Source organism: Mesobacillus sp. (assembly GCF_049588175.1).
GTDB lineage: Bacteria > Bacillota > Bacilli > Bacillales > Cytobacillaceae > Mesobacillus.
In genome coordinates this window covers 1-1,872 of the sequence record NZ_JBAVFI010000495.1, presented here as the reverse complement: position 1 = coordinate 1,872, position 1,872 = coordinate 1, and the positions used below count along the sequence as shown (strand labels likewise).

General features: G+C 42.1%; 2 protein-coding genes and 1 pseudogene. All 3 read left to right on the top strand.

What is annotated here, in order from left to right:
- On the top strand, nucleotides 1-455 hold a 455-nt coding region (locus tag WB217_RS12065), incomplete at its 5' end, for a ribosomal RNA small subunit methyltransferase A (protein ID WP_423993466.1).
- A gap of 263 nt (nucleotides 456-718) precedes the next feature.
- Nucleotides 719-1,582, top strand: coding sequence for a sporulation peptidase YabG (gene yabG / locus WB217_RS12060; protein WP_423993467.1), 864 nt, complete (start codon nucleotides 719-721; stop codon nucleotides 1,580-1,582).
- A gap of 208 nt (nucleotides 1,583-1,790) precedes the next feature.
- Nucleotides 1,791-1,872 (top strand): annotated as a pseudogene (locus WB217_RS12055) (ABC transporter permease); the annotation flags it as partial.

The window sequence follows — 1,872 nt, the reverse complement described above, 5'->3', positions numbered from 1 at the left end:
AGGAAAGGCTGCCAATCAGGGGAATTGTCTGCATGCTACAGAAGGAGGTTGCGGATCGGATTTCTGCAAAGCCTGGGACGAAGGAGTATGGCTCATTGTCCATTGCTGTCCAGTACTACACAAAAGCTGAGATTGTCATGATTGTGCCCAAGACGGTATTCATGCCTCAGCCTAACGTAGATTCCGCTGTCATCAGGCTGACATTGCATGATGAACCGCCTGTTAAAGTAACCGATGAATCGTTCTTCTTCCACGTTACAAGATCAAGCTTCGCTCAGAGAAGGAAAACGATATTGAATAATCTGATAAGTCAGCTTCCAAACGGAAAACAGAAAAAAGAAGACATACTTGCCGCGCTCCAACAGGCTGGAATTGTCGAATCCCGTAGGGGAGAGACTTTATCCATCGAAGAATTTGCAAGGCTGTGTGAGGCCCTGTATCCTTATTTTCATTAATTAAAGTCCGGATGAGTCCGGGCTTTTTTCTATGCCAGACGCAGGGTACTGAAATATAGCAGTTAGGAATATAGTTAAAAAGTTAGGAAACTCCTTCCTAGACACTCCGAAAATCAAATCCTGATATAAGCTAACAGAATGCACATCAGATTCCGGGCACATAATCACATGTCTATGGGTTTTTGCATAGTTTATGATTGAAAACCATTTAGCGCAGCCTATTGTGCGGGGCAATTGGAGTGACGATTGTGAACATTAACCTCATGGATATCGTCGGCAGGGTTTCGTATCAATGCGATATTATGTTCCGGGTAATCGATATCAGAGATATAAATGGCAAGAAAATCGCGATATTATATGGTGAGGATTTCCGGCTGATCGCCGATGCGCCCTATGAGGATTTATTGAAAATCGATCAAAATGTGCGCATGAGGCTGACGAAGGAATTCCGGTCACTTGAGGAACAGTCATATAAGCTTTTTCGACAGGATGTTGATTTACTGCAGCAAAAGCAGGAATATGAAGCTACCGAGGGATATAGCAAATCCTATAATTATTTTCAGATGCCTGGAAAGGTGCTCCATGTAGATGGGGACCCAAATTATTTAAAGAAGTGCCTGACTCTTTATGAGAAAGTCGGCGTTCCGGTATACGGCATCCATTGCAATGAAAAGGAAATGCCAGAAAAAGTCGGCAAACTGATCGATTATTACCGGCCGGATATTTTGGTCATCACCGGGCATGACGCTTATTCAAAGTCTAAAGGGCCAATGGATGACCTGAATGCTTATCGCCATTCTAAACATTTTGTCCAGACTGTCAGGGAAGCAAGGAGAAAGATTCCCCATCTTGACCAGCTCGTCATCTTTGCAGGGGCCTGCCAGTCCCATTTTGAATCGCTGATCCATGCTGGGGCAAATTTCGCCAGTTCGCCATCAAGGGTTAATATTCATGCTCTTGATCCTGTTTATATAGTGGCTAAAATTAGTTTTACTCCTTTTATGGAGCGCATCAATGTCTGGGATGTATTGAGGAATACACTGACAGGTGATAAGGGGCTAGGAGGCATTGAAACAAAAGGAGTACTGAGAACAGGAATGCCATATAAAAAGAATTCGCCGGAGTAAAGACTGTTGTCCAGTCTCGTCCGGCGTTTTTTTATGGATTGGTGTACATATTTTACCGTGATAAAGGCTACTCTAAAAATGTTGAAAATTAGAAGAAAAAGAAGACGAAAAAATATTGACTTTTATTTTTAGGTACTGTTATAATTTATGTTTTTGTTTGACGTAATGGTATCAGTGTGTTATACTTTTACACAGTGAGGTGGAGCGAATGCCAAAAACATTATCGGATATCAAAAAAGCTCTTGATTCAAACTTAGGAAAAAGACTCTTGCTAAAGGCCAACGGTGGAC

Bases quoted from the DNA above. Each gene is read 5' to 3' on its own strand.
- yabG (WP_423993467.1), top strand. From the start codon at position 719: ATGGATATCGTCGGCAGGGTTTCGTATCAATGCGATATTATGTTCCGG.